Raw genomic sequence first — 21,935 nt, forward strand, 5'->3', positions numbered from 1 at the left:
CCTCTTTTATTCCCCTGTAAATTCTGATTTTCTCTTATTTAAAAATGCATCCATGCCTTCTTTTTGGTCATTAGTTGCAAAACATAGGCCAAAGTGAGTTTTTTCAATTTGCATAGCTGTATCAATGTCTGTTTGTGATCCGTTGATAATTGATTGCTTAGCGTATTCAACAGCCTTAGGAGCGTGAGATGCAATTTTATTTGCCATTTCAACAGCCTTATCTATAAGTTCTTCTGGTTCGTAAACATGGTTTACAAGTCCAATTTGGTAAGCCTTGTCTGCACCAATCATTTCTGTTGTATAGATAAGTTCCTTTGCGTATCCTGGTCCAATTACTCTAGAAAGTCTTTGTGTTCCACCAAAGCCTGGTGTAATTCCAAGACCAACTTCTGGTTGACCAAATTTTGCCTTTGTAGATGCTAGTCTTATGTCACAAGCTATGGCAATTTCACATCCACCACCAAGGGCAAAACCATTAACTGCTGCAATAACTGGTGTTCTACATTTTTCAATTTCCATAAAAGTATCCATACCAAGTTTTGCAAAGTCATAAGCTTCACTGGCTGTGAAGTTTGCCATTTCTGCAATATCGGCACCAGCAACAAAGGATTTACCTGCACCTGTTATTATGATGCATCTTACATCTTCTCCAACATTTGAGAAGAAGTGGTGAATTTCTTTTAACATAGCAGAGTTAAGAGCGTTTAGGCTCTTTTCTCTACTAAGTGTTATAAGAACAACTCCATTAGGTTTCTCTTCTGCTATTAGATATTTATAGTCCATCTAGATTAGTCCCTTCCTACGATAAGAGCTGTTCCCATTCCTCCACCGATACAAAGTGTTGCAAGTCCTTTCTTAGCATCTCTCTTCTTCATTTCGAATAATAGAGTTGTTAAAATTCTAGCACCACTTGCTCCAATTGGGTGACCTATTGCAATAGCTCCACCGTTTACGTTAACTTTGCTAATGTCAAAGCCCATTTCCTTGTTAACTGCACAAGCTTGAGCAGCAAATGCTTCGTTAGCTTCGATTAGGTCAAGGTCATCTGCCTTTAGTCCAGCAATTTTTAGTGCCTTAGTTGATGAAGGGATAGGTCCTGTACCCATAATCTTAGGGTCAACACCTGCTGTTGCATAAGAAATAATGTATGCAAGAGGTTCTACTCCAAGTTCTTTTGCCTTAGATTCTTTCATTAGTACAAGCATTGCTGCACCATCGTTGATTCCAGATGCGTTACCTGCTGTAACTGTACCATCTTTTTTGAAAGCTGGTTTAAGTTTTGCAAGTCCTTCAGCTGTTACACCATCTCTAATAAATTCGTCAGTGTCACATACTGTTACATTGCCTTTTCTATCTTTAATTTCTACTGGAACGATTTCGTCTTTAAATCTTCCTTCTTTTTTAGCTCTTTCTGCATTGTTTTGAGATCTTGCAGCAAGTTCGTCTTGCATTTCTCTTGTAATGCCATATTTTTCAGCTACATTTTCAGCTGTAATACCCATGTGGTAGTCGTTGAAAGCATCCCAAAGTCCGTCGTTAATCATTGTATCAACAACTTTTTTGTCGCCCATTCTTGCTCCCCATCTTTCATTTGTAAGAGCGTAAGGTGCCATTGACATTGATTCAGTACCACCAGCTAGTACGATTTCAGCATCTCCTGCCTTAATAACTTGAGCTGCTAAACTTACTGCACGAAGTCCTGATCCACAAACGATATTAAGTGTAACTGCTGGAGTTTTAATATCAATTCCTGCTCCAAGTACAACTTGTCTTGCAACGTTTTGTCCTTGTGCTGCTTGAAGAACATTACCGATGTAAGCTTCGTCAACCATATCAGGTTTAACATTTGCTCTCTTAAGAGCTTCTTTTGCTGCAATTGAACCAAGTTCTACTGCTGGAGTGTTCTTAAATTGTCCTCCAAAACTACCCACAGCTGTTCTTGCAGCTGATGCTATAACAATTCTATCTTCCATGTTTTCCTCCTTATTAGTGCCATGTGGCAATTGCCACTAGTTAAAACACTATCTCCCTTTGATTTGTACAAGTTGTGTGAGTAAAAATATTATTTCTCTCTTATTTCAACTTTTATTAAAAGTTATGCCAATTTATACTGCTAGCTAAATAGATTTAATATCCTAAAATCAAATCATACCTTCTAGTACATCAACAATTTTTTCTGCTGCATGACCGTCCCCATAAGGGTTGACAGCTTTTGCCATCTCATCATATAGGTCCTTATCTTCAAGTAAGGCAACTATAGACTCGTAAACATCTTGTTCCTTTGTACCAACAAGTTTTGCAGTCTTAGCTTCTACTCCCTCCATTCTCTCTGTCTCATTTCTAAGAACTAGAACGGGTTTCCCTAGAGCAGGTGCTTCTTCCTGAACTCCTCCTGAATCTGTAACGACAAATTTTACCCTTGCCATTAAGTTTGAAAAAGGAAGGTAGGAAAGTGGTTCAATTAAATGAACCCTATCTAAATCAGCAAAATACTTTTCAGAAGCTTCCCTTACTATAGGATTTAAGTGCCTTGGGAATACAATTTCAAGATTTTCCTTTTCCAAGACTACACGTCTTATGGCTTTGAAAATATCTTCCATTGGCTTGCCCCAATTTTCTCTCCTATGTGCAGTAAGTAACACTACATTTCTATTATAATCTAAATTGTTTAAAATTTCATCGTCAAATATAAAATCTTCTTTAACAGAATACTTAAGGGCATCTATAACAGTATTGCCAGTTATGAAAATATTTCTTTCATCATAGCCTTCATTGATTAGGTTTTGCCTGTTTGATTCAGTTGGTGCAAAATGATAATTTGAAATTACACCTGTTAGTTTCCTGTTGGCTTCTTCTGGATAAGGTGAATAAATGTTGCCTGATCTTAAGCCTGCTTCAACATGACCAATTTTTATTTTTTTGTAGAAGGCAGCAAGAGCTGCAGCGAATACTGTAGTTGTATCTCCTTGGACAAGTAAGATGTCTGGCTTTAATTCATCTAGGATTCCTTCAAGGCCTAAAAGAGTTTTTGTAGTTACATCTGTAAGAGATTGACCCTTCTTAAAAATATTTAAATCGTAGTCTGGTTTTATATCAAAAATTTCTAGCACTTGGTCCAGCATTTCTCTGTGTTGACCTGTGACACAAGTATAGCACTCAAGGTTCTTCCTCTTTTGAATTTCCTTTATTATTGGTGCCATCTTTATGCCCTCAGGCCTTGTACCAAATACAAATAATACCTTCAATTTATTCCTCCTTGTTTTTTAACATACCTGCTGCCACTCCCGTTGCAATTATTATAAGTAAAACTCCTATAGAAATTACAAGGGCAATGGATGAATGAAATCTTGAAATTAAATTTGCAAGAACTCCAAAGATCGCAGATATAGAATAGAGAATTACAACAGTCTGCCTTTGATTTAGTCCCATCTTCAAGAGTCTGTGATGGAGGTGACCCTTGTCAGCTTCCACCATGGACTTACCTGATAACTTTCTTCTAACCATGGCAAAGGCTGTGTCAAATACTGGCACTCCCAAGATTAAAACTGGCACAAATATCATTAATATGGCAGCTTGTTTTAAAAATCCAGAAATACTTATATATGAAAGCATAAACCCAAGATAAAGGGCTCCCGTATCTCCCATAAATATCTTTGCTGGATTGAAGTTGAAGGGCAAAAATCCTAGACATGCACCTGCTACTAAGACACATACAAGGCTCACGTCGTACCTTCCCATCTTATATGTTATAAAGAACATGGAGATGGCACATATCATTGAGACTCCTGATGCCAGTCCATCTAGTCCATCAATTAAGTTAATTGTGTTAGTTATTCCACAAACCCAAAAAATTGTAACTGGTATGGACAAAATATTTAAAATAAGTAGGGCATCATGGGAGTCAAAGGGATTTGTGAAAAATTCTATTTTCATCCCACCAAGAATTAATATGACAGCCGCTAAAATTTGAAAAAGAAATTTTAACTTGGGACTTAGACCTTCCTTGTCATCATAAAGTCCAGATATGGCAATGATAAGGGAGGCAATAAGTGTCATCATTAAGTTTTTATTTATTGGCAGATAGTAGACCATAAGGATGGAAACAGATATCACCATGGCTATGCCACCACCTACTGGTATAGGTTTTTTGTGGACACGTCTCTCATCCTTGGGCACATCTAAAAAACCCTTCTTTTTTGCGAACTTTATAGTAAAGGGCATTTGAATAAATGTCAGTATAAAGGCCGCTAAAAAAGGAATTACAAATTTATACATATTAACCTCTTACTTAGTTCCAAATAATCTATCTCCTGCATCTCCTAGGCCAGGTACAATATATTTGTCGTCGTTTAATCTTTCGTCAATAGCTGCAAGATAGATTTCTACATCAGGATGGGCTTTTTGCACAGCTTCTAATCCTTCTGGGGCTGCTAATAGATTTATTGACTTGATGTTTTTTGCACCATTTCTTTTAAGTTCGTCTATGGCTTCTATTAGGGAACCACCAGTTGCAAGCATTGGATCTACAACAAGCATAAGTCTTGATGAAACGTCCTTAGGAAGCTTTGAATAATAAGTTACTGGTTTGTGAGTTTCTGGGTCACGGTACATTCCTATGTGACCAACTCTTGCTGCTGGGATAATTGTAAGTAGACCTTCTACCATACCAAGTCCTGCTCTTAGGATTGGAACAATTCCAACCTTCTTACCAGAGATAACTCTTCCTGTAGTCTTGCAAATAGGAGTTTCTATTTCAATTTCTTCAGTTTCAAGGTCTCTTGTAACTTCGTAGCCCATGAGCGTTGCTATTTCATTGGCAACTTGTCTAAACTCCATGGAGCTTGTTCCTTTTTTTCTTAATATTGTCATCTTGTGATCAATTAGTGGGTGTTTTATTAAAGTGTATCCCATTTTAGTCCTCCTCGATTTTCTTTACTCTATTAATGTGTCTTCCACCTTCAAATTTTTCATCTAAGAAGGCATCTAGTATTTCTATTGCCATGTCGTGGCCTATAAGCCTTGCTCCAAGAGCCAAAACATTGGCATCATTGTGACGTCTTGCAAGCCTTGCTGAGTAGGGTTCGGAGCAAAGTGCTGCCCTTATTCCCTTTACCTTATTTGCAGAAATTGAAATCCCAATTCCAGATCCACAAATTACTATGCCAAAGTCTAGACCTTCATCTATTACAGCATGACCTACTGCGTGACCATAGTCTGGATAGTCTACCCTTGAATCATCAAAGGGTCCCAGGTCCTTGACTTCAATATTTTTTTCTTCAAGATATTGGATTAGGTCTTTTTTTAGATAAAAACCTGCGTGATCTGAACCAATTCCTATTTTCATATTTCCTCCTAAATCCTCATGACTACCTTGCCACCGCAAGCCTTCAAGAGCCTATTCATTATGCTAAGACCCATTCCCCTAAGCTCGAAACCTTCTGCAAAAATTATGTCAATATCTTCTTCGTCACATCTTCTTAGTGCATCAAAAAGATTTGCAGCAACCTCTTCCAAATGCTCTCTTGATCCAAGGTTAATAAGTAATTCTACGCCATTGTTTACATATTCATCATAGGTTTCTTCAGTTGCAAGAACTGCAATTTTCTTGCCCTTGTTTTCTTCTATATTCTTCTTGATTTCATTTACAAGTTTATCAAGTCTACCACCAAAGCAAATTGCCTCTGCCCTTGGAGCATAGTGCCTGTACTTTTGTCCTGGTGATTTTGGCACTTCCTGGGACTTGGAATCAATAGTTGCTGTATCAATAGTTATTCTTTCATCAACTTCTTGTAGGTCCTCAAGGGTAATCTTGCCTGGTCTTAAAATCATTGGTGGGTCAACTGTTACATCAAGAACTGTTGATTCTATTCCAACAACGGAATGTCCCCCATCTACAATTATATCAACTCGACCATCAAGGTCTTCTATTACGTGTTCCACCTTAGTTGGGGAAGGTCTGCCAGATAGGTTTGCTGAAGGAGCAGCTACTGGAAAATCCACTGACTTTAAAATGTCGTGGGCAATCTTGTTGCTTGGCTCTCTTATGGCAACTGTGTCAAGGCCACCTGTTGCTTCGTCAGGTATCTTATCTGACCTCTTAAAAATTATTGTTAAGGGACCTGGCCAAAACTTCTTAATACATTTTTTTGCCACTTCAGGTACTTCTGCAACTAAATCATCTAGTTGTGAATTGTCTGCTATGTGAAGTATTAGTGGGTTGTCGCTAGGTCTGCCCTTGGCTTCATATATTTTTTTACAAGTCCTCTTGTTAAGTCCATTGCCACCTAGTCCGTAGACAGTTTCTGTTGGCAGGACAACGAGGCCTCCATCTCTTAGGGTCTGACTGATTTTTTTTAGATAAACTTTATCTTTGCCGTTCCCTTTAAATTTAAATATTTCTGTTTTCACAAAAAACACCTCTATTCTTAATATTATACCAAGAAGAGAGGTGTTTTTTAATACCTTATAGCTATTTAATTCTTGTGAGGGATAATTTTACCAGTTTTTACACTTGCTTTAAACTCACTAATAATTTTTTCATAAACTTCATCATTTTGCAAAACTTCTATTCCAACTTCAACTATGGCTGCAATAGTTTTTTTCATTTGGTCAAAGGCATAGTCAGTCATTGTTGCATCCCTAAACTCAACTGTGTGAGATGGTGTTCCTTCTTCAGCGATTTTAAAATAGCCGTGAAGTGTTGGGACTTCATGAGAAATATCTCCTGCATCAGTGGAGCCTGAGTTTAGTTCTATGTCCTTAACTTCTTCATCAAGATATTTTTTCATTTTTTCCATTAGGACTTCATTAAAAGCAAGATTTCTAACTGTGTTGTCATTTCCCTTTTCGTATTCAGAAATTTTAACTTGACATCCTGTTGCAAGGGCAGCACCCTTGGCACAAGCTTCAAGTTTTTCCAAAAGTTCTAAGAGATATTTTTTCTCTGGACTTCTTGCATAAAATCTTGAATCAGTGTAGTCAGGAATGATGTTGGCAGCCTTGCCTCCATCTTTTATGATGCCGTGTATTCTTGATCCATCCTTTGTTTGTTGTCTTAAGGCATTAATGGCTGAGAATAAAACTATTTGTGCATCAAGGGCATTAATCCCTTCATGAGGTGTGTCTGCAGCGTGTGCAGTCTTGCCAAAGAACTCGAACCTTCTTGTGGCAAGTGCCAAGGAGTTTGGTGTAACTGAATTAATGTCACCTGGGTGCATCTCAATGACAACATCAACATCCTTTAGTTCATCTGATCTAGCAAGTTCAATTTTTGTACCGCCAACTTCTTCTGCTGCAGTTCCAAAGACAATAACTCTTCCGCCAATCTCATCAATTAACTTTGATAAGACTATTCCTGCTCCTGTGGCAGTGGCTCCTAGGATGTTGTGACCACATCCGTGACCAATTCCTGGTAGGGCATCATATTCTGACAAGTAAGAAATCGTCCTGCCAGCTTTCTTTGAATCGTAAACTGCCTTAAAGGAAGTCTCACATCCAAGATAAGGACACTCTACATCAAAGCCGTGCTTTTTTAATAAATCAATGTGGGCCTTTGAAGACTTGTACTCTTCAAAGCCAATCTCTGGGTTATCATAAATAAATTTTCTAAGTGAAGCAAGTTCACCAGAGATTTCTTCAACAATTTTTAAAATATTTTCCATAAGTCACCTACTTGTTAATCCTGTAATATTGGTATCTCCTGTAGTCATCATAATAATCCTTTGCCTTGCCCTTTACTTCTTGTCTTGGATAAGCTTCCTTGCCATCAAAAACATAATTTCTTGAAATAATTGGGAGCTTCTTCCTCAAATCTGAATTGTAGATAAAGAAATTATCCACCTTGTTAAAGCCCAACATATCTAGGACAGTTGATGAAAGATAGCATGCAGCAATAGGTTGACCATCCTTTACTTCAACTCTCTTTTTGTCCATAAGGGCCTTGGCCTTTTCATTAGCAACTACTATATAAGGAGTGGAGTAAAATTCTACTTCCTTGTCAATATTGTCATTGGAAAGATGCTTCCCAATTTCATCAAAGCCTGACTGATTTGTGCCAAGTCCTGGCAAGTGGTCCCCATAAAATATCATAATAGTTGGCTCGTCAAGTTCTTCCATAGTCTTGTACATTTCACCCAACATTGTATCCATGGCCTTTACCCCCAAGAAGTAAGAACCAATACTGTTCTTTACATCTTCAGTAAGTTGTGACTTACAAGTGAAGGGCAAAATTTCTCCATACTTGCTAAGATCATAAGGTCCATGGTTTTGGATATCAACTGCGTAAGATAAAACTGGTTCCTTAGATTCCTTTACTGCCTTTAAAAATCTTTCCTTATAAATTTCTGTAAATTGTTTTTCATCTACATATCCACCCTTCATAAGAGGTTCCTTTATATCTTCTAGGAAGATATTGTCATCAAGTCCAATCTTTGGATAGACATCTTTTCTTCCATAGAACCAGGCAAAGCCAGGGTGAAAACCATAAGTCTTATAGCCAATAGTCTTTAAAAGATTTGGAAGGGAACCAACATCTCTTTTTATGGCATTAAAAGCGTAGTTGTTGTCAGGTGCACAATTAATAGTCATCGCCCCTGTCAAAACATCAAACTCTGTATCACCTGTTCCACCAATATATGCAGGGACTACAACCCTACCATGTAGGACAGATTTATCTTGCAAGATTTTAAAGTTTTCATTAGGGTCATTGCCCTTTTCAAAAGTAAATTGTGGATCTTGTGACAAGTCTGTAAAGGCCTCTCCCATTATCCAAATTATATTTGGCCTTTCCATCTTCTTTATTGCTTCGATGTTTTTACTTTGGTCTTTGGAGTCACGCTCTGCAATTTCTTTTTCATTGTAACCTTCTGGTGGCCTTATAAAAGAATTTTTCAAATTGTATAAGAAGGAATAATTAAAGCCCTTGGAGTTACACTGATCAATTGAATTATAAATATTCCCCTTAACTGGAAGTTTGTAGTATAGATCATCCTTAGAGTATACACAAGTAACAAGCAAGGCTGATGAAATTAAAACTACAAGGACTGAAATTATTCTATCCTTTAATCTGATTTTTTTACTTTTAAATATAAATGCCAAGACTAGCAAGACAATTAACCCAGCAAGGGCTGTAAGACTTCCCCTTAGGTCTGGATAATAAGAATTCTTAGTCATATTAAGAGCTTCGCCAGCAAGTCTTATGTCAGAAATTTTAAGTGGCGCATTCCTATAAAAAACCTTATTCCTGTTTACAACAAAAATCACTAAGTAAAAAATGGAATTTAAAATTAAGGCAGGTCTTCTTCTACCTAGAAGTCCTTGAAATAAAATTCCTGTAAGTAATATTGGAATGAAATTTAAAATCAAGACTAAGGGAGTCCTTATTAACTTACCAGGCAGACCTCCGCCTGGTGCCAATGTTAGCATAGCAAGACCAATAATTAATCCAAAAAGTCCATGAATCAAAATGTCATGGATACTAAAGGCCTTGACCTCCTTTGATTTATTTTTATTAAACATCTAATCACCTTCTAATTTTCAATTATATAATATTCTTAAATTTTTGGGGAGTTTTTGTAAAAGTCATCAAACTCTTTAAGCTTGGCTTCCCCTTTTTCATCAATATCTGTCATACCACGAGTTAAGCTTCCACTTGTCCATAAGTTAATATAAGCCTAGAAGTTTTAATTTATTCAAAATATTAATTTAATTTATTTAAAAATTTCATTTTCTCGCAAAAAAAAGACTGCCGAAGCAGTCTTAATTTCTCTTTTCAGAGTGAAGATTGGTATAATTTTATTATTAATCTTAGGAGTTATGGGGTTCCCAAAATCAAAGTAATTTTTGTTAAATGACATTGACTATCATTAACTGTGTTTATTATAGTATAGGTTTTTTATTTTGTAAATAGTTTTTGATAAAATTTATCAAAATTATTTTATCGTAATTTACTTAAAGACTCCCTTTTATTCTTTTTAACTTGAATAATCCTTATAAACTTGTATCATTTTAGAAGTTTATAATTTTTCATAGACTCCTAATTTTTTATAAGCTTTACTAATGCTCATTAAGTCGCAGCTCTTTGCAACTTTACAAATATTTATAAAGCCATAATTATTTACAACTTTACAAATCTTTATAAAGTTATAGCATCCTATAAAGACATAGCTTTTCAATTTAAAAATCCCATAGACTTAATTACTTGAATAAAAAAAATGCACCCAAGGAGGTGGGTGCAAGGGGATTCCGGTAATTGTGATATTAAGGAAAAAAAACTGGTAAACTATAAGGGATTCTTAATATTTTATTTCACAATTATCATAGACTTAGTATATAATAAAAGTACGACAAAATAAATTAATAATAATTTGTAAAAATAACAAAATATTTTTGACAGGAGGATATATGAATTTTGAAAGTATCTACTACTTCACAGAACTTGCAAAGACTTTAAATATGAACGAAACTGGAGAAAAACTTTACATTTCACAACAAACTCTCTCCAACCATATTAAAAGACTTGAAGACTATTACGGGGCCAAGTTCTTTTTTAGAAAGCCAAAGTTATTGCTAACACCTATTGGTGAAGAGTACCTTGCCTATGCCGAAAGACTTCTAACTAATGAGTCCGATATGATAAATAAGATTAGGGACCTAAAAAGCGAGGATACTGGTAAGCTAATCTTAGGTGCTTCTTCCCCTCGTGCTGATATGTTTATCCCTTCGATTATAGAAAAATTTACTGAGGAGTTCCCCCATGTTGGACTTGTTCTCCACGAGAAGCAATCCAAAGATCTGGAGTCTATGTGTCTTGAAAATAAATTAGACCTTGCCATCTCCATTGACGAGAACTACCAGAACGAAAATTTACAATCTCAACTACTATTAGATGAAAAACTTTACCTCTGTGTTAGCGACAGACTACTTAAAAAGCATGTGAGAAATCTTAAATCTTTAAAGGAAAAATCTTTTGAAAAAGTTAATCTTAAGGACTTCAGCAAGGTTCCCTTCCTACTCTATACACAGGACAACAGGATAAGGAGCCTCATTAACGAAAGCTTTAAGGAGGCAGATGTAAGACCCAATGACTACATTGAGACAGGCTACTCAAGGATTGCCCTATCTATTTGCAACAAGGCAATTGCTGCAGTTTTTATTTCTCAAATGAACATCAAGAGGTGGCTGGAGGAGTTTGATGACGACATCAACATCTTCCCTCTTTATTCTGGTGATGAACCTGTTACCCTTGGCATTTATGCCATAAAAAATAAAAATCGTTACATCACCAAGTATGCCAAGAGATTTGTAGACCTCTTGGAAGAATATTTTAATTCCTTCCACGCAGAAAAATTAGAAAGAATTGCAAAAAAATAAAGTAAGAGTGGCACCAGGTGGTGTCACTTTTACTTTATAAAATCCTTTTATCTTTTCTTCAATAACTCGTCTTTAAAAATTATTTTCAAATTCTTGTCTAAACCTATTGAATAAATCTTCTTGGCTTCTTGCCCTTTCTTCTTCAGCAAACTTTTCTCTATCTTGTGCCCTCAAATCCTTTTGAGCTTCCTTGTCATTTTCTATAGAGTAGTCAGTAAATTTAACTTCAGTAGTCATCTTCTTTCCCCTTCTTAGGTATTCAACTTCTACCTTGTCGCCAACTTGATACTTATAAAGAATTGACTTTAGAGCATTGTTATCATCCACTTGGTCCTTGCCAATTCTTGTAACAATATCTCCTGCTTCAAGTCCAGCTGCTGCTGCAGGTGATCCATCGTAAACCTTGTAGACAAAGATTCCCTTATCAACATCTGGCTTTTCATTTAAGATTTGAGATGCAACATTAACATTCATAGTCAACATACCCATAGACATTTCCTTGTACTTTCCAGTTTCAATAACTTGTTTAATAATTGGTTTGATGAAGTTAATTGGAATTGAAAAACCAAGACCTTCTGCTGATTGAACCTTAACTGTGTTGATGCCGATGACTTCGCCCTCAGCATTTAATAGGGCACCACCAGAGTTACCACCATTTATTGATGCATCAGTTTGGATAAGACCAGTCATATAGCCTCCACCACTTACTGCCCCAACATACCTGTCAAGTCCAGAAATAATACCTTGGGTTACAGTTTGAGAAAATTGTAAGGAAATTGGGTTACCAATTGCTATAGCAGTGTCTCCGATTGAAAGAGCATCAGAGTCACCAAGACTTGCTGCATTTAATTTTTCATCAGTGTTAATCTTTACAATGGCAAGGTCAATCATTTCGTCTGCCCAAATTGTCTTACCTTGGATGTCCTTTTCATTGTTGAGTCTAACTGTTACATCCTTTACAACTTGGTTGTTTAGTTTAACAACGTGAGCATTTGTAAGGATATAACCCTTTGGGTCAACAATTACACCAGAACCCACACCTTGGACTTCAACTTGTCCAAAGAAGGATTGTTGAAGTCCCTTAGTTGTTATTCCAACTACAGAGGACATAGCCTTCTTGGCAACGGCTGATGCCACTGTTACATTGTCCTTAGCAGAAATAGTTATGTTTGAATCCTGATTTGACGTCTTAGTATCTCCCTGTGGCAAAAGCTTGTAAGTTGTAATTGCTGAACCAATTATTCCCCCAATTAGGGAAAAAACTAGGGCAATAATAATTACTATCTTTCCCATGCCAGGGTTTTTATTTAAATTGTCATTCATCTTCATTTTTCCTCCTCTAATAATTTATGACTTTATCTTAGTATGGTTTTGTGAAAGATTAATGAATTTATAATAAAAGCTTTTTGAAATGACTTCCACATAATTTTTCTCTTTAATTTTCTATCTTACCTTTTAAAAATTGACTTATATTTTTCACTTAAATAAAAAAAGAGACCCTCTCGGATCTCTTTAAAAGATTTAGTTTTCGAAAGCTGGTATAACTGCTCCCTTGAATTTTTCTTCTATAAATTTCTTAGCTTCTTCAGAGTTAAGAACCTTTAAGAACTTTTTAAATTTTTCCTTATCAGCGTCATCTTTTCTAATTGCAACTAAGTTTGCGTATGGTGAATCCTTTGGTTCTAAGAAGATTGAGTCCTTTGTTGGGTCAAGTCCTTGTCCAATGGCAAAGTTTGCGTTAATAACTGCAGCACCTGCATCCTTATAAACTTGTGCAATTGAAGGTGCATCCATTGCCGTGAACTTTAGGTTCTTTGGATTTTCTGCAATATCTTTTTCTGTTGCGTTAAGATTTGTCTTATCCTTTAACTTGATTAGTCCAGCGTCTTCAAGTAAAATTAAGGCTCTTGCACCGTTACTTGGGTCGTTAGGAATGATGATTTCTGCACCATCTTCGATTTCATCAACTGACTTATATTTTTCTGAGTATATAGCCATTGGTTCAACGTGAACATAACCTAAGATTGCAAGGTCTTTGATGTTTCTTTCTTGTGTAAAGCTGTCAAGATATGGTTTGTGTTGGAAGTAGTTTGCGTCAAGGTCACCAGCTTCTAGTTGAAGGTTTGGTTGGATGTAGTCGTCGAAGTTAACAACTTCTACATCAAGACCTTCTTTTTCAAATTCTGGTTTTAGACCTTCAATGATTTCTCCGTGAGGTGTAGGTGATACACCAATAACAATTTTGTTGTCTTCATCTGCTGGGGCTTCTGCCTTTGCGTCATCTTTCTTTGTACCGCCACATCCTGTTAGGGCAAGTGATAGGATCACTGATCCTAGTAAAAATAATTTTTTAAAATTTTTCATATATATATCCTCCTCTAAAAAAATTATTAACTAATTAATATTAAAATGTTGGAAGCACTGCTCCCTTGAAAGTATCTTCAATGTACTTTCTACTTGCTTCTGATTGTAATACTTTTACAACCTTTTTATAAATTTCTTTATTTTCTTCGCCAGATCTTGCTGCTACTATGTTTGCATAAGGTGAGTCCTTAGCTTCTGTAATTATTGCATCCTTTGGATCAAGTCCACTTGCTATGGCAAAGTTTGGATTTATAAAGGCAAGGTCTGCATCTTTATAAACTCTTGGAATATTTTGTGCATCAACTGCAGTGAATTTTAAATTTTTTGGATTTTCCACTATGTCCACTTCAGTTGAGTTTAAGTTGTTCTTGTCCTTTAATTTTATAAGTCCTTCCTTATCAAGAATTAGTAGGGCTCTTGCTCCATTTGTTGGGTCATTAGGAATTATAATTTCTGCCCCATCTTCAAGGTCCTTGATGTCCTTTATCTTTGATGAAAATCCAAGAAGGGGTGTTATAAATACCTTTGAATCCTTTAGGGAAACTATATTTGTCTTCCTATCCTTGTTAAAGTTGTCAAGGTAGGGTTGGTGTTGGTAAAAGTTTAAGTCTAGATCCCCTGATTCAAGTTGTAGGTTTGGTTGAACATAGTCTGAGAAAACTACAAGATTAAGGTCAATTCCTTCCTTTTTAAATTCTGGTTCAAGGGCCTTTAAAAGTTCTCCGTGAGGAGTTTCTGATGCACCTATTGTCACCTTTGTTAGTTCTCCCGTCTTTGTGTCCTTTTCTTCTGCCTGCTTGTCTTTTCCACATGCCGTTAAAATGGCAATAAGTCCAATTAGTGTAAATAAAATTTTTGTCTTCTTCATCTTTTTCCTCCTTTTTTCTTCTTTATTTTTTCTTCCGCTTTTTTTATTTTTTCTTGTCAATCTTCTTAGCCAAAAAGTTGCCAACAAATTGGACTATTTGAACCAAAACTATAATAACAAGAACTGCTGACCATAGGATAAGGGGCTCATTTCTTTGGTAACCATACCTATTTGCCACATCTCCTAGACCGCCACCTCCCATGACACCAGCCATAGCAGAGTAACCAATAACATTTATTACTGTCATTGTGATACCTGTCACTATCATTGGCATTGCCTCTGGTATCAAGACCTTAAATATTATTTCCCTCTTAGATGATCCCATAGACTTAGCTGCTTCAATAATTCCTGAGTCAACTTGGATAAGGTAACCTTCCATTAGTCTAGCAACAAAGGGTGCTGCTGAAACTGAGAGGGGAATTATCATCGCTGCAGTTCCGTAGGACTTTCCAACAATTAATCTTGAAAGTGGAAATACTACTATCATCAAGATTACAAAGGGAAAAGATCTTAGGATGTTTATGATTCCATCTAGGATTGAATAAACTTTTAAGGATTCAGTAAGTCCTCCAGGTCTTGTTGTTGTTAAAATTATTCCCAAGGGAAGACCTATTAAAAGAGCAATTATTGTCGAAGCAATTACCATTACTAAAGTTTGTGGAATTGCTGGTAAAACTATATCTATTATCCTATCCATATTAAAGCACCTCCACAATTACATTATTTTCTTTCAAGAATTCAATTGCCCTTGCTCTTTCTTCATCCTTACCAAGGATTTGAACTGTAAGGTAACCAACATTTGCCGCATTTAGCTTGTTTATATTCCCAGATAAGATGGAAAAATCTATGTCAAACTTCTTGACGCATTGGGAAAGGATTGGCTTGTCATAGTTGTTATCTGCATAGGATAGTCTAAGGACATCTCCCTTGTAGTCGCTTGCCCTTACATAGCCTTCTTCCACATCGTCTTCAAGATTTTTTATAAAGGATCTTGTTACAGCAGTCTTTGGATTAGTGAAGAGTTCCTTTGTGTTGTTCTCTTCAATAATTTTTCCAGCCTCCATAACTGCAATTCTATCACAAATTTCTTTAGCAACTTCCATTTGATGGGTGATCATTATAACTGTCATGTCAAATTCATCCACAATCTTCTTTAAAAGACTTAGGACTGACTTTGTGTTTGCCGGGTCAAGTGCTGATGTCCCTTCATCTGAAAGTAGGATTGATGGGTTTGTTGCAATTGCTCTTGCTATTGCCACCCTTTGCTTTTGACCACCAGACAATTCTGCTGGATAAGAGTTCTTCTTATCTACTAGGTCTATAAAGTTTAGAAGTTCATCTACCCTCTTATTTATCTTCTCCCTAGACACCCCAGAGATTTCTAGTGGATAGGCAATATTTTCTGCCACAGTCTTTTGCATGAATAAGTTGAAATACTGGAAAATCATTCCAATATCCTTTCTAGCAGCCCTGAGTTCCTTTTCATTTAGACCAATAATAGACTTGCCATTTACTAGGATTTCTCCTGAACTTGGCTCTTCTAGTCTGTTGATACACCTAACAAGGGTTGACTTGCCGGCACCAGATAAACCGATGACACCGTAAATCTCTCCCCTATTGACCTTGAAAGAAACATCATTTATGGCTCTAAAACTTCTTCCATCAGTTTTAAAATCTTTAACCAAATTTTTTACTTCAATCATTTTTCCTCCAAAACAATAAAAAAGAGCTTCCATCCCATAAGGACGAAAGCTCGTGTTACCACCTTAATTCATCGCTTCCTCACGAAAGCAACCTCTTCAAGTACCATCATACTCTACTTCTGTAACGGGAAGACCCGTAAATACCTAATATCAGTATTTCCTAGAGAAGGCCATGTTCACAAAAAATTCATCTACTTCTTTCACCAAAACGAAGCTCTCTTTAATCAAAATTTTAAGCTACTCTTCTTCTCAAAAGTTTATTTTTGAATTACTTATTATTATATTAGCTTAGATTTTAAATGTCAAGCATAATATTTATTTTATTTCAAAAATTTTCATGTCCTCTTCCACGCTGGTGATACCAGCGATTCCAAAGTTTTCTACCAAAACATCTACTACATTTTTTGATAAGAAGGCTGGAAGAGTCGGTCCAAGGTGGATGTTTTTAACTCCTAGTGATAAAAGAGCAAGTAAAACTATTACAGCCTTTTGTTCATACCAAGCAATATTGTAAGCAATTGGAAGATCATTTACACTTTCCACCCCAAAGGCATCCACAAGGGCAAGGGCAATTTGGATAAGTGAGTAGGAGTCGTTACATTGACCTGCATCGAGAACTCTTGGGATTCCATTAATGTCACCAAGGTCTAGCTTGTTGTATCTGTACTTGGCACAGCCAGCAGTTAAAATTACAGTTGACTTAGGAAGCTTCTTGGCAAAGTCTTCATAATAATTTCTATCAGTCATTCTTCCATCGCAACCTGCCATGACAACAAATTTTGTGATGTCACCATTTTTTACAGCCTCGATTACCTTGTCAGCAAGTTCCATGACTTGACTGTGAGCGAAACCTCCCACAATTTTTCCCTTTTCAATTTCTACTGGTGGCTCACAAGTCTTTGCAAGCTCAATTATTTTTGAAAAGTTCTTGTGACCATTATTACCTTCTTCAATGTAAGTGCAGCCAGGATATCCTGCAGCTCCAGTGGTAAATAGCTTATCCTTGTATGACTCCCTTGGTGGGACAATGCAGTTAGTTGTCATTAGGATTGGACCATTAAAAGACTCAAACTCCTCCCTTTGCTTCCACCAAGCATTCCCATAATTGCCAATAAAGTTTTCATACTTTTTAAACTTAGGATAATAATTTGCTGGTAGCATTTCAGAGTGAGTGTAAATATCCACCCCAGAATCTTTTGCTTGTTCTAGTAACATTTCAAAATCTTTTAAGTCGTGGCCAGATACTAAGATGCCAGGATTTTTTCTTACCCCAATGTTTACTTCAGAGATTTCTGGATTTCCGTAAGTCTTTGTGTTGGCCCCATCAAGAGTCGCCATAGCCCTATAACCCATGTCTCCAGTCTTTAGTGTCAAGGCAATTAATTCATCCAAGCTTTTCTCTTCTAAGAGGTCAGCCATAGCTCTTAAAATAAACTTATTTACTCCTTCGTCTTCATATCCCAAAACTTTAGCATGTCTTGTGTAGGCAGCCATACCCTTAAGTCCATAAGTTATTAGTTCTTTTAAACTTCTTTGGTCTTCATTTTCTTCTTTAAGAATAGAAACTTGGTGACTTGCAATTTTTTCGTTGATTTCAGAAAAGTCTACAGATGACCAAGCTCCTGCATCGCTGTAAGTTTTTTCTTCTCTCAAAGAGTTCATAAGCTCAATAGTTTCTACGATCCTATTTTTTATTTGCCCATCATCAAAGTTTGCATTAGTGATAGTAGTAAAGAGGTTTAAAATAACTCTATCAACTACATCCTTATCTTCCCTTTCACTCTTAAGAGCAATCTCAGAAAGTCCCTTAGTGATCCAAATTAAAAAGTCTTGGTAGTTAGCAACAGTAGCAGTCTTTCCACAAACTCCCCTCTTAGTGCAGCCCTTGTTGTTTAAAGTTTCTTGACATTGGTAACAAAACATATCCATAATCTTCATCCCTTCTATTTTTAAAATTATAAAATTCTCAACTTCTACTTTTAAAATTCTTAAGATTCTTAACTTCTAAAAATATTTTAATAGGTAAAGAAAAACTTTTCTGTTGCATATGCAACAATAAAACAAAAAAGAGACCCCATACAGGGTCTCAATAGGTGTATATTAATGAGGGTTTATCTAGTGATCACTTATAAAAAATTATTTTTTGTCATTAGCTATAGCTTCGTCAATTTTCTTGTAAAGTTCAGCCTTCTTATCCTTGTCATCAACTGAACCCACACTTACATCTCCTATAACCTTTCCTTGTCTATCAATTAATAAAGTTGTTGGGAAGGCAGTTAGATTTTTAAGATAAGCATCAATTTCTTTAGAAGGTTTAACAGCAAGGTTAGTGTACTTTACACCCTTAGCTTCTAAGATTTTTTCTGCTTCTTCCTTTATTTTTTTATCTTCATAAGTGTCTAGGCAAATTGACATAACCTTTACATTCTTGTCCTTTAATTCTTCGCTAATTTGTTGTAAAGCTGGCATTTCATCAATACAACCCTTACAACCTGTGAACCAAATACTTAAAATTGTAACAGGGTGGTCTTTAAAAACATCATTGTTTATTGGGTTACCCTTAAAGTCTACTGCATCAAACTTAGGGAAAGAGTCTCCAGCAGAAATATCAGTAGCTTCTGGCGCCTTGCTTGTACAGGCAGACATAGATACCAATAAAATCATAAGAACAAATAACTTACTTATCTTATTAAAAACTTTATTCATAACTTACTCCTTCATCAATTTTATTTTTACTAATAGAGGTGGAAATTGCAGAAGTAGGGCAAGCCCTTAGGCAGTCCCCACACCTTATACATTCTAGAGCATTTTGATTCTTTGACATGTCCACATCCATCTTACAAACTCTCTTACACTTGCCACAAGAAATACAAGAATCATCCACATGGTATTTATAAAATGAAAACTTATTGGTTATTGCATAAAATGCACCTAGAGGGCAAAGATATTTACAGAAGGGTCTATAGAAAAATATTGAAAGTAAAGTTATTAGTGTGAGAATTGCAAACTTTAACTTGAATAGATTTCCTAGGGCAGCTCTGATAGATTTGTTAGCAATAGAAAGAGGTATTCCTCCTTCGAGTATTCCCTGTGGGCAAAGATACTGACAGAAGTATGGAGAAGCCCCTCCAAGTTCGTCAGTCAAAAATATTCCAAAAAGCCAAACTACAAAAATTAAAATTAAATACTTTAGATATTTTAGAAAAGTAAATTTTCTTGTAGAGAATTTTTTTGTGGGAATCTTATACAAGAGATCCTGAAAAAATCCAAAGGGACACATAAAACCACAGATAAGCCTTCCAAATAGGGTTCCAAAGAAAAGCATTAGTCCCGTCACATAGTAGGCAAAATTAAATTTTGACGAGCCAACAAGTGCTTGAAAGGATCCTATTGGACAAGAGAAGGCAGCTCCCGGACAAGAATAACAATTTAGTCCTGGAACACAAAGGCTCTTAGTCTTACCTGTATAGATAGTTCCCTTTATGAAGTTTGGAATATGTAAGTTTGTGAGAAGGGCAAAGCATCCTTGAAACAAATTTCGTTTTTTACCAATATTCTTTAGAAGATTTATTAAATTAGCCAATTCCAACGCACTCCAAACAAATTCTTATTGCTTTAGAAAGTACAGTGTCCACTTCTTGCCTATAAGCTCCATAAATAACAAAAGCAATAGACAAAAATAACATAAGATACGACAACTTCTTTTCTGCAAAATCCTTCATGTTTTCACCTCACAAGTAGTATAGCATTTAGGGTGTAAAGATAAGGTTAAGAAAACTTAATTATCTCAATTTATAAAAAAATTTTTAAGTTAATAATAAGCTCCAACTCAAATAAAAAATCAACTTCATAAATAACAACTTGTTAACTCTCTACAAACAACTAAACAAACTTAAGCTGAATATCCATTAAAACATCTTACACCTTAATTACTAGTAATAACATTTCCTCTTTAATTATATATTATTCTTAACAGTCAGAAATTGTAACAAAAAAAGCTGTGAAAAGTTCACAGCTAACTTGGTGACCCATGCGCGATTCGAACGCGCGACACCTTGATTAAAAGTCAAGTGCTCTACCGACTGAGCTAATGGGTCTTATTAAGTTTCAATAAAAAATCTGTGTTAACCACAGATTAAAATGGCGGAGAGGAAGGGATTCGAACCCTTGTGGGCTTGCACCCTAACGGTTTTCAAGACCGCCCCGTTATGACCACTTCGGTACCTCTCCACAAATATTTAATTAAAAAAAATGGTGACCCATGCGCGATTCGAACGCGCGACACCTTGATTAAAAGTCAAGTGCTCTACCGACTGAGCTAATGGGTCTCACTTGGCTGGGGTGGCAGGACTCGAACCTACGCATGCCAGAGTCAAAGTCTGGTGCCTTACCGACTTGGCTACACCCCAATAATTAGTTGGCGCACCTAGGAGGATTCGAACCCCCGGCACACGGATTAGAAGTCCGTTGCTCTATCCAACTGAGCTATAGGTGCTTAATATGGAGCGGGTGAAGGGAATCGAACCCTCGCAACCAGCTTGGAAGGCTGGGGCTCTACCACTGAGCTACACCCGCATAAATAAAAATTATATAAAATTTGGTGGAGGAGAGTGGATTTGAACCACTGAAAGTAAAACTAACGGATTTACAGTCCGTCCCCTTTGGCCAACTCGGGAACTCCTCCATGTTGTAAGTCCTAATAAGATTTTTTGGAGCTGGTGGGAGGACTTGAACCCCTAACCTACTGATTACAAGTCAGTTGCTCTACCAATTGAGCTACACCAGCATCTCACTTATTAAAAATAAATTTACTATATTTTAATTGGCGACCTGGATCGGGCTCGAACCGACGACCTCCAGCGTGACAGGCTGGCATTCTAACCAACTGAACTACCAGGCCCAATTTTGGTGGACACAATAGGGCTCGAACCTATGACCCCCTGCTTGTAAGGCAGATGCTCTCCCAACTGAGCTATGCGTCCATCTGGTGACCCTGCCGGGAATCGAACCCGGGATACCACCGTGAAAGGGTGGTGTCTTAACCGCTTGACCACAGGGCCTAATATGGTGGCGGTTTATGTATCACAAACCGTTAATTTGAAAATGGTAGCGGCGAAGAGATTTGAACTCCTGACACTACGGGTATGAACCGTATGCTCTAGCCAACTGAGCTACGCCGCCATATATTTTTATGGTAGCGGGAGAAGGATTTGAACCTTCGACCTTCGGGTTATGAGCCCGACGAGCTACCATGCTGCTCCATCCCGCGTCATTTTTACCCGGCTACTATTTCTTTTTGGTGCCGAGAATCGGAATCGAACCGATACGGTGTTTAACCACCGCAGGATTTTAAGTCCTGTGCGTCTGCCAGTTCCGCCACCCCGGCTTGTCTTTTTTATTGGCTCTCAGGGTGGGACTCGAACCCACAGCCTACCGGTTAACAGCCGGTTGCTCCACCATTGAGCTACCTAAGACTATTGGGGACTTTTGTCCCTTTCTGGCAATAACTTACTCTCCCAGGTCGTTGCCAACCAAGTACCATCAGCGGACTAATGCTTAACTTCTGTGTTCGGTATGGGTACAGGTGTGTCCATTGTCCTATTCTCACCAGATTAACTTAAAAACTAATC

Annotated in this window: 19 protein-coding genes, 15 tRNA genes and 1 rRNA gene; 1 reads left to right on the forward strand and 34 read right to left on the reverse strand. The window is 36.8% G+C overall.

Annotated features, from left to right (window positions below):
• Positions 1 to 6: 6 nt before the first annotated feature.
• The 9 genes from CAN42_RS08735 to CAN42_RS08775 all read right to left on the reverse strand — a co-directional run bounded on the left by CAN42_RS08735 (position 7) and on the right by CAN42_RS08775 (position 9,516).
• Positions 7 to 783, reverse strand: coding sequence for an enoyl-CoA hydratase-related protein (locus CAN42_RS08735; RefSeq protein WP_085876358.1), 777 nt, complete (start codon positions 781 to 783; stop codon positions 7 to 9).
• 5 nt (positions 784 to 788) lie between these two features.
• A complete protein-coding gene (locus tag CAN42_RS08740; protein ID WP_062571845.1) occupies positions 789 to 1,973 on the reverse strand; it encodes an acetyl-CoA C-acetyltransferase in 1,185 nt (394 codons plus the stop codon).
• A 168-nt stretch (positions 1,974 to 2,141) separates the two neighbouring features.
• Positions 2,142 to 3,245 carry a non-hydrolyzing UDP-N-acetylglucosamine 2-epimerase gene (gene wecB, locus CAN42_RS08745; RefSeq protein WP_085876359.1) on the reverse strand — a complete coding sequence of 368 codons (1,104 nt, stop codon included), beginning with the start codon at positions 3,243 to 3,245 and terminating at the stop codon, positions 2,142 to 2,144.
• A 1-nt stretch (position 3,246) separates the two neighbouring features.
• Complete coding sequence (locus tag CAN42_RS08750; RefSeq protein ID WP_062571847.1) at positions 3,247 to 4,275, reverse strand: glycosyltransferase family 4 protein; 1,029 nt, start codon at positions 4,273 to 4,275, stop codon at positions 3,247 to 3,249.
• Between the two features lie 9 nt (positions 4,276 to 4,284).
• Positions 4,285 to 4,911 (reverse strand): uracil phosphoribosyltransferase, encoded by a 627-nt coding sequence (gene upp, locus CAN42_RS08755; RefSeq protein ID WP_062571848.1) that lies wholly within the window; start codon positions 4,909 to 4,911, stop codon positions 4,285 to 4,287.
• 1 nt (position 4,912) lies between these two features.
• Entirely contained in the window at positions 4,913 to 5,344 is a 432-nt protein-coding gene (rpiB, locus tag CAN42_RS08760) for a ribose 5-phosphate isomerase B (RefSeq protein WP_062571849.1), read from the reverse strand.
• An 8-nt stretch (positions 5,345 to 5,352) separates the two neighbouring features.
• Positions 5,353 to 6,408, reverse strand: a complete 1,056-nt coding sequence (locus CAN42_RS08765) for an L-threonylcarbamoyladenylate synthase (RefSeq protein ID WP_085876360.1) — start codon at positions 6,406 to 6,408, stop codon at positions 5,353 to 5,355.
• Positions 6,409 to 6,473: 65 nt separating this feature from the next.
• On the reverse strand, positions 6,474 to 7,661 hold the full coding sequence (locus CAN42_RS08770; RefSeq protein WP_085876361.1) for a M20 family metallopeptidase: 1,188 nt from the start codon (positions 7,659 to 7,661) through the stop codon (positions 6,474 to 6,476).
• Positions 7,662 to 7,668: 7 nt separating this feature from the next.
• Positions 7,669 to 9,516: an LTA synthase family protein gene (locus tag CAN42_RS08775; RefSeq protein ID WP_085876362.1), complete on the reverse strand. Its 1,848-nt coding sequence runs from the start codon at positions 9,514 to 9,516 to the stop codon at positions 7,669 to 7,671.
• An 885-nt stretch (positions 9,517 to 10,401) separates the two neighbouring features.
• Between CAN42_RS08775 and CAN42_RS08780 the strand changes: the two genes are divergently transcribed.
• On the forward strand, positions 10,402 to 11,370 hold the full coding sequence (locus CAN42_RS08780; protein ID WP_085876363.1) for a LysR family transcriptional regulator: 969 nt from the start codon (positions 10,402 to 10,404) through the stop codon (positions 11,368 to 11,370).
• A gap of 72 nt (positions 11,371 to 11,442) precedes the next feature.
• Here the strand turns inward: CAN42_RS08780 and CAN42_RS08785 are convergent, their stop codons facing one another.
• The 25 genes from CAN42_RS08785 to rrf form a co-directional block, all read right to left on the reverse strand.
• Positions 11,443 to 12,699 carry a S1C family serine protease gene (locus tag CAN42_RS08785; protein WP_085876364.1) on the reverse strand — a complete coding sequence of 419 codons (1,257 nt, stop codon included), beginning with the start codon at positions 12,697 to 12,699 and terminating at the stop codon, positions 11,443 to 11,445.
• Between the two features lie 192 nt (positions 12,700 to 12,891).
• Complete coding sequence (locus CAN42_RS08790; protein WP_085876365.1) at positions 12,892 to 13,734, reverse strand: MetQ/NlpA family ABC transporter substrate-binding protein; 843 nt, start codon at positions 13,732 to 13,734, stop codon at positions 12,892 to 12,894.
• Positions 13,735 to 13,774: 40 nt separating this feature from the next.
• On the reverse strand, positions 13,775 to 14,602 hold the full coding sequence (locus tag CAN42_RS08795; RefSeq protein WP_085876366.1) for a MetQ/NlpA family ABC transporter substrate-binding protein: 828 nt from the start codon (positions 14,600 to 14,602) through the stop codon (positions 13,775 to 13,777).
• A 43-nt stretch (positions 14,603 to 14,645) separates the two neighbouring features.
• Positions 14,646 to 15,299 carry a methionine ABC transporter permease gene (locus CAN42_RS08800; RefSeq protein WP_085876367.1) on the reverse strand — a complete coding sequence of 218 codons (654 nt, stop codon included), beginning with the start codon at positions 15,297 to 15,299 and terminating at the stop codon, positions 14,646 to 14,648.
• A gap of 1 nt (position 15,300) precedes the next feature.
• A complete protein-coding gene (locus tag CAN42_RS08805) occupies positions 15,301 to 16,305 on the reverse strand; it encodes a methionine ABC transporter ATP-binding protein (protein ID WP_085876385.1) in 1,005 nt (334 codons plus the stop codon).
• A gap of 315 nt (positions 16,306 to 16,620) precedes the next feature.
• On the reverse strand, positions 16,621 to 18,228 hold the full coding sequence (gene hcp / locus CAN42_RS08810; protein WP_085876386.1) for a hydroxylamine reductase: 1,608 nt from the start codon (positions 18,226 to 18,228) through the stop codon (positions 16,621 to 16,623).
• A 213-nt stretch (positions 18,229 to 18,441) separates the two neighbouring features.
• The gene (locus tag CAN42_RS08815; RefSeq protein ID WP_085876368.1) at positions 18,442 to 19,011 is read right to left on the reverse strand and encodes a TlpA family protein disulfide reductase; all 570 of its coding nucleotides are present in this window, start codon (positions 19,009 to 19,011) and stop codon (positions 18,442 to 18,444) included.
• A complete protein-coding gene (locus CAN42_RS08820; RefSeq protein WP_085876387.1) occupies positions 19,004 to 19,888 on the reverse strand; it encodes a 4Fe-4S binding protein in 885 nt (294 codons plus the stop codon). The genes CAN42_RS08815 and CAN42_RS08820 overlap by 8 nt, the downstream gene beginning before the upstream one ends.
• Positions 19,881 to 20,027, reverse strand: a complete 147-nt coding sequence (locus CAN42_RS09030; RefSeq protein WP_167627564.1) for a CD1871A family CXXC motif-containing protein — start codon at positions 20,025 to 20,027, stop codon at positions 19,881 to 19,883. Before CAN42_RS09030 ends, CAN42_RS08820 begins: the two co-directional genes overlap by 8 nt.
• 299 nt (positions 20,028 to 20,326) lie before the next feature.
• Positions 20,327 to 20,402, reverse strand: a tRNA-Lys gene (locus tag CAN42_RS08825).
• A 44-nt stretch (positions 20,403 to 20,446) separates the two neighbouring features.
• Positions 20,447 to 20,535: transfer RNA gene (locus tag CAN42_RS08830), tRNA-Ser, on the reverse strand.
• Between the two features lie 22 nt (positions 20,536 to 20,557).
• Positions 20,558 to 20,633 (reverse strand) — tRNA-Lys (locus CAN42_RS08835).
• Positions 20,634 to 20,638: 5 nt separating this feature from the next.
• Positions 20,639 to 20,714 (reverse strand) — tRNA-Gln (locus CAN42_RS08840).
• Between the two features lie 9 nt (positions 20,715 to 20,723).
• Positions 20,724 to 20,800: transfer RNA gene (locus CAN42_RS08845), tRNA-Arg, on the reverse strand.
• A gap of 6 nt (positions 20,801 to 20,806) precedes the next feature.
• Positions 20,807 to 20,880: transfer RNA gene (locus tag CAN42_RS08850), tRNA-Gly, on the reverse strand.
• 23 nt (positions 20,881 to 20,903) lie between these two features.
• Positions 20,904 to 20,989 (reverse strand) — tRNA-Tyr (locus tag CAN42_RS08855).
• Between the two features lie 26 nt (positions 20,990 to 21,015).
• A tRNA-Thr gene (locus CAN42_RS08860) sits at positions 21,016 to 21,091 on the reverse strand.
• A gap of 37 nt (positions 21,092 to 21,128) precedes the next feature.
• Positions 21,129 to 21,205: transfer RNA gene (locus CAN42_RS08865), tRNA-Asp, on the reverse strand.
• A gap of 6 nt (positions 21,206 to 21,211) precedes the next feature.
• Positions 21,212 to 21,287 (reverse strand) — tRNA-Val (locus tag CAN42_RS08870).
• Between the two features lie 3 nt (positions 21,288 to 21,290).
• Positions 21,291 to 21,365: transfer RNA gene (locus CAN42_RS08875), tRNA-Glu, on the reverse strand.
• 44 nt (positions 21,366 to 21,409) lie between these two features.
• Positions 21,410 to 21,486: transfer RNA gene (locus tag CAN42_RS08880), tRNA-Met, on the reverse strand.
• 11 nt (positions 21,487 to 21,497) lie between these two features.
• Positions 21,498 to 21,574, reverse strand: a tRNA-Met gene (locus tag CAN42_RS08885).
• A 28-nt stretch (positions 21,575 to 21,602) separates the two neighbouring features.
• Positions 21,603 to 21,691: transfer RNA gene (locus CAN42_RS08890), tRNA-Leu, on the reverse strand.
• A gap of 13 nt (positions 21,692 to 21,704) precedes the next feature.
• A tRNA-Asn gene (locus tag CAN42_RS08895) sits at positions 21,705 to 21,779 on the reverse strand.
• Between the two features lie 21 nt (positions 21,780 to 21,800).
• Positions 21,801 to 21,917, reverse strand: a 5S ribosomal RNA gene (rrf, locus tag CAN42_RS08900).
• Between the last annotated feature and the right edge of the window lie 18 nt (positions 21,918 to 21,935).

The organism is Peptoniphilus vaginalis, assembly GCF_900176605.1.
GTDB lineage: Bacteria > Bacillota > Clostridia > Tissierellales > Peptoniphilaceae > Peptoniphilus_A > Peptoniphilus_A vaginalis.

Bases quoted from the DNA above. Each gene is read 5' to 3' on its own strand.
- CAN42_RS08735 (WP_085876358.1), bottom strand. From the start codon at position 783: ATGGACTATAAATATCTAATAGCAGAAGAGAAACCTAATGGAGTTGTT.
- CAN42_RS08740 (WP_062571845.1), bottom strand. From the start codon at position 1,973: ATGGAAGATAGAATTGTTATAGCATCAGCTGCAAGAACAGCTGTGGGT.
- CAN42_RS08750 (WP_062571847.1), bottom strand. From the start codon at position 4,275: ATGTATAAATTTGTAATTCCTTTTTTAGCGGCCTTTATACTGACATTT.
- upp (WP_062571848.1), bottom strand. From the start codon at position 4,911: ATGGGATACACTTTAATAAAACACCCACTAATTGATCACAAGATGACA.
- rpiB (WP_062571849.1), bottom strand. From the start codon at position 5,344: ATGAAAATAGGAATTGGTTCAGATCACGCAGGTTTTTATCTAAAAAAA.
- CAN42_RS08770 (WP_085876361.1), bottom strand. From the start codon at position 7,661: ATGGAAAATATTTTAAAAATTGTTGAAGAAATCTCTGGTGAACTTGCT.
- CAN42_RS08775 (WP_085876362.1), bottom strand. From the start codon at position 9,516: ATGTTTAATAAAAATAAATCAAAGGAGGTCAAGGCCTTTAGTATCCAT.
- CAN42_RS08780 (WP_085876363.1), top strand. From the start codon at position 10,402: ATGAATTTTGAAAGTATCTACTACTTCACAGAACTTGCAAAGACTTTA.
- CAN42_RS08785 (WP_085876364.1), bottom strand. From the start codon at position 12,699: ATGAAGATGAATGACAATTTAAATAAAAACCCTGGCATGGGAAAGATA.
- CAN42_RS08790 (WP_085876365.1), bottom strand. From the start codon at position 13,734: ATGAAAAATTTTAAAAAATTATTTTTACTAGGATCAGTGATCCTATCA.
- CAN42_RS08795 (WP_085876366.1), bottom strand. From the start codon at position 14,602: ATGAAGAAGACAAAAATTTTATTTACACTAATTGGACTTATTGCCATT.
- CAN42_RS08800 (WP_085876367.1), bottom strand. From the start codon at position 15,299: ATGGATAGGATAATAGATATAGTTTTACCAGCAATTCCACAAACTTTA.
- CAN42_RS08805 (WP_085876385.1), bottom strand. From the start codon at position 16,305: ATGATTGAAGTAAAAAATTTGGTTAAAGATTTTAAAACTGATGGAAGA.
- hcp (WP_085876386.1), bottom strand. From the start codon at position 18,228: ATGTTTTGTTACCAATGTCAAGAAACTTTAAACAACAAGGGCTGCACT.
- CAN42_RS08815 (WP_085876368.1), bottom strand. From the start codon at position 19,011: ATGAATAAAGTTTTTAATAAGATAAGTAAGTTATTTGTTCTTATGATT.
- CAN42_RS09030 (WP_167627564.1), bottom strand. From the start codon at position 20,027: ATGAAGGATTTTGCAGAAAAGAAGTTGTCGTATCTTATGTTATTTTTG.